A 13,024-nucleotide genomic window follows, 5' to 3' on the forward strand; every position below is an offset into this window, starting at 1 on the left:
ACACGGCCACACGGTCACACGGTCACACAGACTCACGGGGCGAGACGGAAAGCGAAGAGATGGAACACGTCGACGCGGTTGTGGTCGGCTCGGGGTTCGGCGGCGCGGTGGCGGCCTACCGGCTCGCCGAGGCGGGGCTGTCCGTTGTGGTGCTCGAGCGCGGCAGGCCGTACCCGCCGGGCTCGTTCCCGCGCAGCCCCTCGGAGCTGGGGCAGGCCTTCTGGGACCCGCGCGAGGGCCTGCACGGCCTGTTCGACGTGTGGAGTTTCCGCGACTGCGACTCGGTGGTGTCCAGCGGGCTCGGCGGCGGCTCGCTCATCTACGCGAACGTGCTGCTGCGCAAGGAGGAGAGCTGGTTCGTCCGGGACGAGCCCCTCCCCGGCGGCGGCCACGAGTCCTGGCCGGTGACCCGGGCCGACCTCGACCCCCACTACGACGTGGTCGAGCGCATGATCGGCGCGACGCCGTACCCGCTGGGGCATCCGGGTTACGACGACACGCTGAAGACGCTGGCGATGCGGGACGCCGCCGCGGAACTGGGGCTCGACTGGCGGCTGCCGCCCCTCGCGGTCAGCTTCGCCCCCTCGCCGGGTGCGGAGCCCGGGCTCGGGCTGCCGATCGTCGACCCCGTGTACGGCAACGCGCACGGGGTGCCGCGCCGTACGTGCCGGTTGTGCGGGGAGTGCGACATCGGGTGCAACGACGGGGCGAAGAACAGCCTCGACCACACCTACCTGGCCGCCGCCCGCCGCAACGGCGCGGACCTGCGCACCCTCCACGAGGTGCGGGCCATCAGGCCCAGCGTCGGCGGCGGCTACGACGTCGACTACGTCGAGCACATGCCGCGCCCGGAGAACGAGGACGGACCGCGCCGGGAACGGTGGACCGGCCCGCACACGATCAGCTGCGACCGTCTCGTCCTGGCCGCCGGCACGTACGGGACGACCTCGCTGCTGCTGAAGAACCGGGCGAGGTTCCCTCACTTGAGCGAGGCGCTGGGCACCCGGTACTCCGGCAACGGTGACATGTTGTCCTTCCTTCTTCGCGCCAAGGACCGGACCAGGACCAGGCCGATCAACGCGAGCCGCGGCCCGGTCATCACGAGCGCCATCCGGCTGGCCGACGGCGACGAGGGCCGGGGGGCCTACATCGAGGACGGCGGCTACCCGTCGTTCGTCGACTTCCTGGTCGAGGGCGCCAGCGTGGGAAGCGAGCTCAGCAGGGCCGCCCGCTTCCTGCTGGAGCGGCTGCGCGGGATCGTGACCCACGACACCAACCTGTCCGCGGAGATCGCCGGGCTCATCGGCCCCGGCGAGCTGTCCGGGAGCTCGCTGCCGCTTCTCGGGATGGGCCGGGACGTGCCCGACGGGGAGCTCCGGCTGCGCGACGGCCGTCTCGACGTGGTCTGGACGGCCGAGACGAGCGAGGAGTACTTCGACCGGGTGCGGTCGACGATGCGGCGGATCAGCGACGTGCTGGGCGCCGAATACGCCGACAGCCCGTCGTGGCGGCGCAAGCGCGTCATGACCGTCCACCCGCTCGGCGGCGCCCCCATGGGGCGCCATCCCGGTGAGGGCGTCTGCGACGCCTACGGTGAGGTCTTCGGCCACCCCGGGCTCTACATCGCGGACGGCGCGGCCATGCCGGGCCCGGTCGGCGCCAACCCGGCGCTCACGATCGCCGCCCTGTCCGACCGCATGTCGACGCGGATCCTCGAGAACCGGCGGACCGCCGCCCTGGAGGTACCGCGGGCGAAGGCGGCCGTGCCCGCATGGGACGCGGGCTCCCCCGGCGACCCGACGTCGCTCTGGTTCGTCGAGGAGATGCGCGGGTCCCTCGCCGTGGGCAGATCCGATCCGCACTCGCGGATGGGCACGTCCGAGGCGGGCCAGTTCATGTTCCGCCTCACCATCACGGCCGACGACGTGCAGCGCTTCCTCACCGAGCCGGAGCACCAGGCCAGAGCCGAAGGATGGGTCGAGGCCGAGATGTGCGGAGGGCGCCGTCCCGTCACCCGCGGCTGGTTCAACCTGTTCGTGCCCGGGGACTCGCCCGACCGCAGGGAGATGCGCTACCGGCTGCATTTCTGGGACGCGGAGAACCGGCCGCGCACTCTCGCGGGGTGGAAGGACGTCCACCACGGCCCGCCCACCCGGTTGTGGCTGGACACCTCCACGCTGTACGCCCGGCTGCTGGAGGGCCACGTCGAGGAGGGCGCGGACGACGACGCCAAGGCCATCGCCGCGGGCACGCTGCACATCCTGCCCACCGACCTGGTCAAGATGCTGACGACGTTCCGTACGGCGGGCCCCGACGGGCCCTCCTCGCTCGCCCGCTTCTGCGGGTTCTTCCTCGGCGAACTGTGGGAGATCTACCGGCCGCGCCACGGGTCGTAGTCGACTTCGAGGGGTTCCTGGCCGGGCCGCTCGTCCTCGGGGACGTGCTGGAGGTTCACCCGGATCCGCGTCCAGTTGGTGCTGCTCCCGCGCATCGAGTCGACCAGGACGTCGGCGGGTTCGAGCCGTTCCGCGACCTCGGGATGCCGGGCCTTCCAGCGTTCGAAGCCGGCCATCGCCTCGTCCCTGGTCTCCGCCCGGGCGATCTCGATCAGCGGCATCACGGGCGTGCGGCGTCCCGTGCCCTTGGGCGCCGTCGGCCGCGGCCCTTGGGCGTCGGCGAGCTCCAGGAGCTGTTCGAGCGAGCCGGCGGCCTGCTCCATGCCCGCCCACGGATCTCCGGCCTCGCCGTACCTGTCGGGCACCGTCGCCATCGTGAACTCCTCCGGGCGGCACCCCTCGACCTCGTCCCACCCGAGCGGTGTGGAGACCAGGCCCGTGGGGCGGACGGAGTAGGCCGAGGCCACCGTCCTGTCCCGCGCGTTCTGGTTGAAGTCGACGAAGACGCCCTGGCGCTCCTCCTTCCACCACCGGCTCGTGGCGATGCCGGGCGCCCGGCGCTCCACCTCGCGGGCGACGGCCTCGGCGGCCCGCCGTACGTCCCGGAAGTCCCAGCGGGGCTCGATGGCGGCGTAGACGTGGAAACCGCGGGAGCCGGACGTCTTGGGCCAGGCGGTCAGGCCGTGCTCCTCCAGCACGTCCCTGGCGACGAGGGCGATCCTGAGGATCTGCTCCCATTCGATCCCCGGCACCGGGTCGAGGTCGATCCTGAGCTCGTCGGGATGGTCGAGGTCCCCGGCGCGGACCGGGTGCGGGTTGAGGTCGACGCATCCGAGGTTGACCGTCCACAGGAGGTGGGCGAGGTCGCGCATGACCACCTCGTCGGCCGTGCGGCCCGAGGGGTAGCTCAGCTCGACGACCTCGATCCAGGCCGGCCGTTTGGACGGCGCCCGCTTCTGGAAGAAGGCCGCCTGGTCGGTGCCGTGGACGAACCGTTTGAGGATCACCGGCCGGCCGGCGACGCCGCGCAGCGCGCCCTCGGCGACGACCTGGTAGTAGGCGATGAGGTCCCGCTTCGTGTGCCCGGTCTGCGGGAAGACCACCCGGTCAGGATTGGTGATCTTCACTTCCCTGCCGTCGACCTCCAGCGTCATGCCGCCACGATACGTCGCACCGCCTCATGATCACGGGGTTGCGAGATGCCTCTCGGCGAGTTCGCAGGTGCCGCGGGTGTATCCCGCGCCGAGCTCGCGCGCGATGTCGGCGGCGGAGTGCGAGCCGATCCAGCCGACCAGCAGCAGGCGGCGGAACATGACGAACGTCCAGATCTCGTCCTCGTCCACGCGGGGAAGATCGGCCACGGACCGGTAGCCGCGGACCCAGGAGGCGATCATCTCGGGCATCCGCGGGTCGTGCTCGATGAAGCTGACGGCCGCGCCGAAGTCGTAGAGGTACCACCCCATGCCGCAGTCGTCGAAGTCGATGACGCTGGTCCCCGCCTCGCCGTCCACGAGCAGGTTGGCCAGGCGCAGGTCGGCGTGGATCAGGCCGTAGCGCTCCGGTCCCGTGCCGAACCGCCCCAGCCGGTCGCGCAGCCTCGCCTCCAGCCGGGCGAGGACGGCACGGGCCTCGGCGTCCATGCCGGGGCCGTCCCGCCAGCTCCCCCAGCGCGGGGAGGCGCCGAACGCCGCGTCGAGGTCCCAGTGGAAGCGGGTGAAGGCCGGCGGCCTGGCCCACCCGCGGGCGTGGAGGTGCATCCGCGCCGTGATCGCGCCGAGCGGCTCGAAGTCCTCGACCAGCCGGTCGTGCGGCGGCTCGCCGCCGGGGAGGAACTCGAACATCACGCACTGGCGGGTGTCGGCCCCCGGCGTCTCCACGGTGACGATCCTGGACCCGTCGCGTGCGGGGATCACCCGTGGCGTGCGCACGCCCGCCTCGGCCCGCAGCGCCCCCGCCCAGTCCAGCTCGGACGCGATCGCCTCGGGAGAGTGGTAGCCGAGGCGGTGGACGCGCAGGATGGTGCGGACACCGCCGCCGTCGACCGTGAAGGTGGCGTTCTCCGACACGTTGATGAGCCTGACGGCGGCGTCGGGCGCCACGTCGTAGCGGCGCAGGGCACGGCGGGCGACCGTCTCCACGTGGGCGAGGACGTCGTCTCCCCCGGACAGGTCGTGGACCCGCATGCGTTCCCCCCGTCGGCCGGCGACCTGAACGTCAAAGGTTCTCAAAATCCCGTCGAAGCAACAAACCGCTCAGCCCGCCATGGCGGCGTCGATCTCGGCCCGGACGGGCATGGACGTGCTCGCCCCTTCGCGCTGCACGGACAGGGCCGCCGCGGTCGCGGCGAAGCGCAGGGCCTCCACCTGGGGCCGGCCCTCGGCGCGGGCCACGCAGAGCGCGCCCACGAAGGTGTCGCCCGCGGCCGTCGTGTCCACGGCCCGCACCGGTACGGCGGGCACGCGCAGGCGCTCTCCGTCGCGTGAGCCGTACAGGGCGCCCTCGGACCCCAGGGTGACGACCACCTCCGGCACTCGCTCCAGCAGCGCGGCGAGCGCCGCCTCCGGATCGGACAGACCGGTGATCGCCCGTGCCTCGTGCTCGTTCGGGACGATCAGGGTGACGGCGTCCAGCAGGTCGCGCGGCAGTTCCTGGACCGGCGAGGGAGTGAGGACGACAGGCGCCCGCGAGGCACGGGCGGTCGCCACCACGGCCGCCATGGGGAGTTCCAGCTGGAGCAGGAGCGCGTCGGACCCGCCGATCACCTCGAGATCCTCCGCCGAGGCGCCGGAGACGGCGCCGTTCGCCCCCGGGATGACGATGATCGAGTTCGCTCCGTCGTCGTCCACGACGATCTGGGCGATGCCGGAGGAACCCGGGACCGTCCTGAGGCCGCTCACGTCCACCCCCGCCGACTCCAGCCCCCGCCGCATCACGGGCCCGAACGCGTCGTCCCCCACGGCCCCGAAGAAGGCGACGTCCGCACCGGCCCTGGCCGCGGCCGTCGCCTGGTTGGCGCCCTTGCCGCCGGGGATCGTCGCGAAGGTCCTGCCCGTCACCGTCTCACCGCGCCGGGGAGCCCTCGCGGTGTAGGCGACCAGATCCATGTTGGCGCTGCCGAAAACCGAGATCATCAATCCGTCCTCTCACGTGCCCGCCCAGGCTCTCACGCCCCGGTGGGCACCTGCGCGGGGCTGAGAGCCGCCCATGACGGCCGCGCCGGGTCATCCCGGACGGGAACCCTCCTGTCCGGGATGCGGCCTTTTCCGCGCCTCACGGAGGTGCCCCGTCCGGGGCCGCCGGACGCGAAAGGATCACCCGTCGGCAACAAGCCGCGCGTTGGTTCTGCTATTGGCGCTGATTCGCCCTAGAATCCGCCGATGTGAACGAAGGTCACGAAGAGCCGTCAAAGCTCCCTATCCGGGAGCGATCCTCCCGAATGGGTACCGGCCGTCACCGACGGCCGTTGCCGGCGAACCTGCCGCCCGACGCCCCCGCGCTGGTGCTGGCGGTTCCAGGCAAGGCCGGTGACGTGGCGACCGAGGTGGCCGCCGTCATCATGCTCGACAACCCCGAGATCGACCTTCGTATCGTCTCGCTCGGCGACGGCGGCGCCGACCTCATCACGGAGTTCTCCTCCATCTCCGGCGAACGCTCCGGCGGGGGTCCCTCCGCCGTGGTCGTCCCCCTCGTCACCGGGCCCCATCCGCGTGTCCTGCGCGCCGTACGGGACGCCGTGACGCAGAGCGAGGCGGCAGTCAAGATCACCGAACCCCTGGGCCCGCACCCGCTGCTCGCCGAGGCGCTGCACATCCGGCTGTCGGAGGCCGGCCTGGCCCGCGCCGACCGCATGCGGCTGTTCAACGTCACCTCGCCCGTCGACGGGATCATCGTCGCGACGGCGGGCGGCGACGAGGCGGCGCGCGGCGCCGACGCCACCGCCGTCCTGCTGGCCGCACGGCTCACCCTGCCGGTGGTGCCCGCCGCTCTCGACGGCGTGCCGACGGTCAGGGACGCGGCGGAGCGGCTGCGGAAGATCGGCGCCAACCGGCTGGCCGTGGCCCCCTATGTCATCGGCCCCGAGGCGGACGGCGACCGCATCGCGGCCGCCGCCGAGTCGATCGAGGCGGGCTGTTCCGCGCCGCTGGGCGCTCACGAGGCCGTGGCCAGGATGGTGTGCGTACGCTACGGGGCCACGCTCGGCGGGCTCCCGGACTTCGACGACCTGGCGGAGTAGCCTCCGGCCGGATCAGGCATGCGACTGCGCGTGGTCGTCCAGGAGGGGTCTCCGGCCGGAGAAGCCCAGCTCGCTGCGGTGATACCAGGCCAGCTCCTCCTCCCCCTCCATCCAGCACAGCCGGACGGAGACGCCGTCCTCGAGCACGGCGGGGAAGTCGATGAGCACGGGGGCGATCCCCTTGATCTCCATGCCCTCGGCGGCGAACCAGCTGAGGATCTCGTCCATCCTGGCCTCGAACGCCTTGGACTCGGGGATCCCGCCGATGGCGGACAGCCCGGACTGCTTCAGGTCGTAGGAGAGCTCCGCGAGGTCGGCACGTAACGTGACGAGCTCTCGGACATGTTCGAGCACCTTCGGCAGCAGCGACTTGGCCTCTTCTACGGTGAAGATCCTGTCCACCTCATTCGGCGACGTTCGGCAGGGCTCGGCAACGCTTCGACGGGCGGAAAGCGCCATACCGCGGAGAAAGCGGTTACATGCGACGCGCTGGGTGGTTTGTACTCCCGACAGAGATCATGTGTCAAGGAATTGCCGGGCCACGCAACAAACGCCCGCCCCGCCCCGCCGACCCCCCGTTTCACTTGACCGCGCCCGCTACCTGCAATAGACACCTGGAGCCGATACCTGTAATCGACCGCGATCCGGGCGCAATATGTCACACCTCCCTCCACCGTGACAGCCGTTTCCGGCGAATCGTCCCGCCTGTCTGCTCAGGAGACGCCGACCACCTTCCGCCATACGTCGATGGCGAGCACGGGGCGCATGCCGGCGGACAGATAGAGGCCGAGCGCGGGGGTGGTGTTGTTGGAGTCCACGTGCAGGATCGTCCCCACCCGCCCCCGCCGCTCGTCCGCCGCGAAGGCGTGCCCGAGCAGCAGTTTGCCGAGACCGCGCCCCCGGAAACGCGGAAGCACGGCGAGCGACCGGACGTAGCCGCAGTCGTCGTCCTCCACGAAGTGATTCGTGCCGAGCAGCATGGCCGCCGGCTCACCGCCGGCCCTGGCGACGAGGAGCTGGTTCCAGTCGCCGGCGCTGGATCTCTCCATCGCCTCGGCCCACTCCTCGAACGTCCGGGGGACGAACCCGAAATGCTGAGCGAACCCCTCCTGCTGGATCCCGTGGGCCGTGCGCTTGAGCTCCTCGTCATGGGGGGATCCGGTCTCCACGGTCGTCCCGGGCACGGACACCGGTGCGGGCGCGGGGAAGTCGATCCGCATGCGGTGGAAGCTCGTGGCCGGGGCGAAACCGCGCTCGCTCGCGGCCGCCCGCATCGCGGCGTCCCGCTCGTGGACGGCGATGTCCATCCGGACCTGCGCGTGACCCGCCTCGGACGCGAGCCGCCGCGCCCGCTCCGTCACCGCGTCCCACAACAGGGCCCCGGCCTGGGGAGTCCTCGCCCGCACGTCGAGCTCGACGTTGTCGCTGTCCACCTGTCGCTGGGCATAGCCCCAGCCGAGGACCCGCTCGCCCTCGTGGATCAGTCAGCTGTCGTTCTCGAGATCGAGCTCCTCCAGCACGTCGGCGACGTCGGTCAGGGTCATGTCCGGCCTGCCGATGACCGAGGTGTCATGCTCGGCGACCAGGTCGTGGATCGCCGCGGCGTCGGTGCCGCGCGGCCGCCTGATGTCGAATGTGCCCATCCGCCAGTTCTACGCCGTACGGCAGGGTTCGCGCCCTCGAATATTCCCTCGGGCGCCGGCCGGCGGGGCCGTCGCGACAGCGCCCGGCTCGCCACCTCGACGAGCCGGTCCTCGGTCTGGAACAGTTCGCCCGGCTCCTTCGCGATCGTGGTGAGATATCCGGAGGAGGTGTGGATATTGGACTACGTACGGCTCGGCTCCACCGGAATGAAGGTCTCCCGGATCTGCCTGGGAATGATGAGTTACGGCGACCCGGACACATGGGGCGGCTGGGTGCTCGACGAGGAGCACGCGGAACCGATCGTCCGCAAGGCGGCGGACGGAGGCGTCACGTTCTTCGACACCGCGGACGTGTACTCGGGGGGCGTCAGCGAGCAGATCACCGGCAACCTGCTCCGCAAGATCTTCCAGCGCCGCGACGACTATGTGCTCGCCACCAAGGTCTATTTCCCGATGGGCGGCGGCAGGAACGACTACGGCCTGTCCCGCAAGCACATCCTCTCGGCGATCGACGCCTCCCTCACCCGGCTCGGCACCGATCACGTCGATCTCTACCAGATCCACCGGTTCGACCCCGAGACGCCCATCGAGGAGACGATGGAGGCGCTCCACGACGTCGTCCGGTCGGGCAAGGCCAGGTACATCGGGGCGTCCAGCATGTGGGCCTGGCAGTTCGCCAAGGCGCAGCACGTCGCGGAGCGCAACGGCTGGACCAGGTTCGTGAGCATGCAGGACCACTACAACCTCCTGCACCGGGAGGAGGAGCGGGAGATGATCCCGCTCTGCGTCGACCAGGGCGTCGGGCTCATCCCGTGGAGCCCCCTCGCCCGCGGCCTGCTCGCGCGCGCCGGCTCCCCCGCCGACACCTCGCGCCAGGTCGGTGACGGGGCGCGCCAGGAGCAGCTCTACGGCGGGTACGGCGACGCCGAGATCCTGGAACGGGTCGCGCAGACCGCGGCGGAACGCGGGACCTCCCCCGCGACGGTCGCGCTGGCCTGGCTGCTGAGCCGTCCCGGCGTCGTCGCGCCGATCGTCGGGGCGACGAAGGAACGTCACGTGGACGACGCGGTCGCGGCCGCGGGTCTCACGCTGTCCGAAAAGGAGATCGGCTTCCTCGACGAGCCCTACCAGACCCGTCCCCAGCAGTTCTGACCCGTCCCCCGCCACCCGGGCGGCCGCCCGGCTCGGGGATCCCCCCGGGCCGGCGGGGCGCAGGCCGTACGCTGATCTCCATGGGACGGTCGAATGACGAGGCCGCGGCGGCGCTCGAGGAGTACGCGGACCTGTTCGCGCTCACGGGCGGCGACGCCTTCCGCGTGCGGAGCTACCAGAAGGCGGCGAAGTCGATCGCGGGCTTCCCCGAGGACCTCAGGCGGACCGACGTCCGCAAGGTCCCCGGCGTGGGCGAGGCGATCGCCAAGAAGGTCGAGGAGTTCCTCGCCAGAGGGAGCTTCCGCCAGCTCGACGACCTGCGCGGCCGGGTGCCCGACGGCGTCCGCAGGCTCACCCGCATCCCGTCGCTCGGGCCCAAGAAGGCGCTGTTCCTGTTCCAGGAGCTCGGCATCGACTCCCCCGAGGCGCTCGCGCAGGCGATCAGGGACGGCCGGCTGGCCGGCCTCAAGGGCTTCGGCGCCAAGACCGAGGAGAACCTGCTCAAGGGCATCGAGCAGATGGAGCAGTCGGGAGGGCGGGTCCACCTCGGCGTGGCCACCGACCTCGCCGAGCGTGTGATGGCCTCGCTCCCCGCCGAGCGGATCGCCTTCGCCGGGTCCCTGCGCAGGATGCGGGAGACCATCGGCGACATCGACATCCTCGCCGTCGGCCCGGCCGACCTGATGGAGCTCTTCGTGAGCCGGCCGTACGTCACGGAGGTCATCGCGCACGGCGAGCGCAAGACGTCGGTGCGGACCGACCGCGGCATCCAGGTCGACCTGCGGGTCGTGCCCGCCGAGTCGTGGGGCGCCGCCCTCGTGTACTTCACGGGGAGCAAGCAGCACAACATCCGCATCAGGGAGATGGCCGTCAAGAAGGGCTGGAAGCTGTCCGAGTACGGCCTGTTCGACGCCGACGACCAGGTCATCGCGTCCGAGACCGAGGAGGACATCTACCGGGCCCTGGGCATGCGATGGGTGCCGCCGACGCTCCGCGAGGACGGCGGCGAGGTCCAGGCGGCGCTGCGCGGCGAGCTGCCGGACCTGGTGACGCTCGGCGACATCAAGGGTGACCTGCACACGCACACCGACCTCACGGACGGGATCGCCTCGCTGGAGGACATGGTGGCGGCGGGCGCGGCGCGCGGATACGCGTACTACGCGGTCACCGACCACGCGCCGGATCTGGCCATGCAGCGGATGACCCTGGACAAGGCCCTCGAACAGCGCGGCCAGCTCGCCGACCTTCAACGCAAATATCCGGATATGCGGCTGCTGCACGGCACCGAACTCAACATCGGCCCCGACGGTTCGGTCGACTGGCCCGGCGACGTCCTGGCGGGCTTCGACGTCTGCGTCGCGTCCGTCCACTCGCACTTCACCCAGCCGCGCGACGAGATGACCCGCCGCTTCATCGCGGCCTGCGAGAACCCGGACGTCCACATCATCGGCCACCCGACCACCGGGAAGATCGGCAAGCGCCCGCCGGTCGACGCCGACTGGGACGCGGTCTTCCGCGCCGCCGCGCGCACCGGCACGATCATGGAGATCGACTCCTACCCCGACCGGGCCGACCTCCCCTCCGACCTCGTACGGCTCGCGCGCCACCACGGCGTGAAGTTCTCCATCGACAGCGACTCCCACGCCATCCCCCACCTCGCCCACCAGAGGTTCGGGATCGGCATCGCACAACGCGCCTGGCTGACGACCGAAGCCGTGGTCAACACCTGGCCGCTGGAGCGCCTGCTGGCCTACCTCGGCCGGTCGTGATCGCGGGCCTTTGCGCATGTCATACGTACGCCATACGACACCAATACGACACCACGGGTCATTCCATCGACTGGAACGGGGAATGTCATCGGCAGTCAGCTAGGCGGACGGTTCGCGGACGACGCGAGATCGAGCGCGTCGTGCTGAAGGAATCTCCCGGAGATGCCTGAGTAATGTCCCGGTAACTCTCTGCCGCCATTATGGTCACACTCCGGAAGCGAGCAGGGGGTATGACCATGCGCCAGCTGACGGCACTCGACGCGCAGTTCCTGAGCGTCGAGTCCAGCACGACGGCCGCCCACGTGGCCGGCATGGCGATTTTGGACCCGTCGTCGGCACCGTCGGGCACCGTGACCAGGCAGTGCCTTATCGGCCTGCTGCGTGAGCGGATCCATCTGGCGCCTCCGCTGCGGATGCGGCTCGCCGGTCTGCCGTTCGGGCTCGACCGGCCCTACTGGATCGACGACCCCGACTTCGACCTCGACGACCACGTCCACGAGTCGGCCCTCCCCGCGCCGGGCGACGACCGGCAACTCGCGGCGCACGTGGCGGAGATCCACGCCCGGCGGCTCGACCGCGGGCGCCCGCTGTGGGAGCTGCACCTGATCCACGGCCTGTCCGGCGGCCGGGTGGCCGTCTACACCAAGGTCCACCACTGCGCCATCGACGGCGTCTCCGGCTCGGAGATCCTCGTCTCGCTGCTCGACCCCTCTCCCGAGCCGCGCCTCGTCGAGGCCCCGCCCGAGGTGACGCCGGTCGCGGAGCCCGGGCTCCTGCCGATGCTCGCGGGCGCGTTCGCCCGGTCGATCACCCAGCCCGTCGAGACGCTGCGCTCCATCGTGCGCGCCGCCGCCGACCTCGACACCATCCCCGTCGTGGCCGCCCTGCCGGGCGCGCGGCTCATGGCGGAGCTGACCCGGCGGATCGCGGGCGACGACCGGCCGCTGCCCGAACTGCCGCCCCCCGCCGCCCCGCGCACGCCGTTCAACGGCCCGATCTCCGCCGAGCGCTCCTTCTCCTACGGCTCGATCCCCATGAGCGAGGTCAAGACCGTGGCCCGCTCGTTCGGGATGAGCGCCAACGACGTCGTGATGACCCTGTGCTCGTCGGCGCTGCGGCGCTGGCTGTCCGCCCACGACGCGCTGCCCGACCGGCCGCTGATCGCGGCCGTGCCCGTCGCGGTCCGCACGGCTCGCGGCGGCGAGGCCATCGGCAACCAGATCTCCGCGATGATCGCACCGCTGGCCACTCACGTGGCGTGCCCGAAGGAGCGGCTGGCCACCGTCCGCTCGACCATGGCGACGGCCAAGCGGCGCTTCGCGATGTCACGCAGGACCTGGCTGACCGACGTGTGCGCGATGTTCCCCGCGGCGTTCTCCGCTCTGGCGACGCCGGCGCTGTTCCGGCTCGCGGGCATGACCGGCACGGGCGTCAACCTCATCGTCTCGAACGTCCCCGGCCCTCGGGCCCCGCTGTACATGTGCGGCGCCCGGATGCTCTCCTATCACCCGATGTCCGTGGTCACCGACGTGACCGGCGGGATCAGCGTCACCTGCATGTCCTACGACGGGCGCCTCGACTTCGGCGTCGTCGCGTGCCCGGCCCTGGTCCCGGACGTCTGGAGCATCATGGGCCATCTCCGCGAGGCGATGGACGAACTGCTCGCGCTGGCCGGGGAGCAGGAAGAGCCCAGGACAGCCGAAACGGCGGAGACGCCCGAGATGCCCGAGATGCCTGGAACACCCAAGACGGCCAAGCCGGCGGAGACGAGCCCGGAGGCCGCCGTCCCCGGCCAGGCCCCTCCGGTCAGGGAGAAGATCCCGGCCTAGC

11 protein-coding genes are annotated in these 13,024 nt (G+C 71.4%); 5 read left to right on the forward strand and 6 right to left on the reverse strand.

The window, feature by feature from the left end; all coding sequences use genetic code 11:
• Nucleotides 1-59 precede the first annotated feature (59 nt).
• Complete coding sequence (locus tag Psi02_RS34620; protein WP_203980074.1) at nucleotides 60-2,396, forward strand: FAD-dependent oxidoreductase; 2,337 nt, start codon at nucleotides 60-62, stop codon at nucleotides 2,394-2,396.
• Here the strand turns inward: Psi02_RS34620 and Psi02_RS34625 are convergent.
• The 3 genes from Psi02_RS34625 to Psi02_RS34635 form a co-directional block, all read right to left on the reverse strand.
• Nucleotides 2,372-3,550 carry a DNA polymerase domain-containing protein gene (locus Psi02_RS34625; protein ID WP_203980075.1) on the reverse strand — a complete coding sequence of 393 codons (1,179 nt, stop codon included), beginning with the start codon at nucleotides 3,548-3,550 and terminating at the stop codon, nucleotides 2,372-2,374. The two genes, Psi02_RS34620 and Psi02_RS34625, sit on opposite strands and share 25 nt — an antisense overlap.
• Before the next feature lie 30 nt (nucleotides 3,551-3,580).
• Entirely contained in the window at nucleotides 3,581-4,579 is a 999-nt protein-coding gene (locus Psi02_RS34630) for a phosphotransferase enzyme family protein (protein ID WP_203980076.1), read from the reverse strand.
• Between the two features lie 69 nt (nucleotides 4,580-4,648).
• A complete protein-coding gene (locus Psi02_RS34635; RefSeq protein WP_203980077.1) occupies nucleotides 4,649-5,527 on the reverse strand; it encodes a ribokinase in 879 nt (292 codons plus the stop codon).
• Between the two features lie 332 nt (nucleotides 5,528-5,859).
• On the opposite strand from Psi02_RS34635, the gene Psi02_RS34640 reads away from it, so the two are divergent.
• The gene (locus Psi02_RS34640) at nucleotides 5,860-6,630 is read left to right on the forward strand and encodes a sirohydrochlorin chelatase (protein WP_239095409.1); all 771 of its coding nucleotides are present in this window, start codon (nucleotides 5,860-5,862) and stop codon (nucleotides 6,628-6,630) included.
• Between the two features lie 12 nt (nucleotides 6,631-6,642).
• On the opposite strand, the gene Psi02_RS34645 is transcribed toward Psi02_RS34640, so the two are convergent.
• From Psi02_RS34645 to Psi02_RS40455, 3 genes are all read right to left on the reverse strand, one after another.
• Nucleotides 6,643-7,032 carry a DUF2203 domain-containing protein gene (locus Psi02_RS34645; RefSeq protein WP_239095410.1) on the reverse strand — a complete coding sequence of 130 codons (390 nt, stop codon included), beginning with the start codon at nucleotides 7,030-7,032 and terminating at the stop codon, nucleotides 6,643-6,645.
• 311 nt (nucleotides 7,033-7,343) lie between these two features.
• A complete protein-coding gene (locus Psi02_RS34650) occupies nucleotides 7,344-8,063 on the reverse strand; it encodes a GNAT family N-acetyltransferase (protein ID WP_239095411.1) in 720 nt (239 codons plus the stop codon).
• Between the two features lie 51 nt (nucleotides 8,064-8,114).
• Nucleotides 8,115-8,273, reverse strand: coding sequence for a hypothetical protein (locus tag Psi02_RS40455; RefSeq protein WP_239095412.1), 159 nt, complete (start codon nucleotides 8,271-8,273; stop codon nucleotides 8,115-8,117).
• A 177-nt stretch (nucleotides 8,274-8,450) separates the two neighbouring features.
• Here Psi02_RS40455 and Psi02_RS34655 point away from each other — a divergent pair, with 177 nt between their 5' ends.
• The 3 genes from Psi02_RS34655 to Psi02_RS34665 all read left to right on the forward strand — a co-directional run bounded on the left by Psi02_RS34655 (nucleotide 8,451) and on the right by Psi02_RS34665 (nucleotide 13,023).
• On the forward strand, nucleotides 8,451-9,425 hold the full coding sequence (locus Psi02_RS34655; RefSeq protein WP_203980090.1) for an aldo/keto reductase: 975 nt from the start codon (nucleotides 8,451-8,453) through the stop codon (nucleotides 9,423-9,425).
• A gap of 80 nt (nucleotides 9,426-9,505) precedes the next feature.
• The gene (gene polX / locus Psi02_RS34660) at nucleotides 9,506-11,194 is read left to right on the forward strand and encodes a DNA polymerase/3'-5' exonuclease PolX (protein WP_203980080.1); all 1,689 of its coding nucleotides are present in this window, start codon (nucleotides 9,506-9,508) and stop codon (nucleotides 11,192-11,194) included.
• Between the two features lie 236 nt (nucleotides 11,195-11,430).
• Nucleotides 11,431-13,023 carry a WS/DGAT/MGAT family O-acyltransferase gene (locus Psi02_RS34665; protein ID WP_203980081.1) on the forward strand — a complete coding sequence of 531 codons (1,593 nt, stop codon included), beginning with the start codon at nucleotides 11,431-11,433 and terminating at the stop codon, nucleotides 13,021-13,023.
• Nucleotide 13,024: the final 1 nt, after the last annotated feature.

Source organism: Planotetraspora silvatica (assembly GCF_016863315.1).
Classification (GTDB): Bacteria; Actinomycetota; Actinomycetes; order Streptosporangiales; family Streptosporangiaceae; genus Planotetraspora; species Planotetraspora silvatica.

Bases quoted from the DNA above. Each gene is read 5' to 3' on its own strand.
- Psi02_RS34630 (WP_203980076.1), bottom strand. From the start codon at position 4,579: ATGCGGGTCCACGACCTGTCCGGGGGAGACGACGTCCTCGCCCACGTG.
- Psi02_RS34665 (WP_203980081.1), top strand. From the start codon at position 11,431: ATGCGCCAGCTGACGGCACTCGACGCGCAGTTCCTGAGCGTCGAGTCC.
- Psi02_RS34625 (WP_203980075.1), bottom strand. From the start codon at position 3,550: ATGACGCTGGAGGTCGACGGCAGGGAAGTGAAGATCACCAATCCTGAC.
- Psi02_RS40455 (WP_239095412.1), bottom strand. From the start codon at position 8,273: ATGGGCACATTCGACATCAGGCGGCCGCGCGGCACCGACGCCGCGGCG.
- Psi02_RS34620 (WP_203980074.1), top strand. From the start codon at position 60: ATGGAACACGTCGACGCGGTTGTGGTCGGCTCGGGGTTCGGCGGCGCG.
- polX (WP_203980080.1), top strand. From the start codon at position 9,506: ATGGGACGGTCGAATGACGAGGCCGCGGCGGCGCTCGAGGAGTACGCG.
- Psi02_RS34635 (WP_203980077.1), bottom strand. From the start codon at position 5,527: ATGATCTCGGTTTTCGGCAGCGCCAACATGGATCTGGTCGCCTACACC.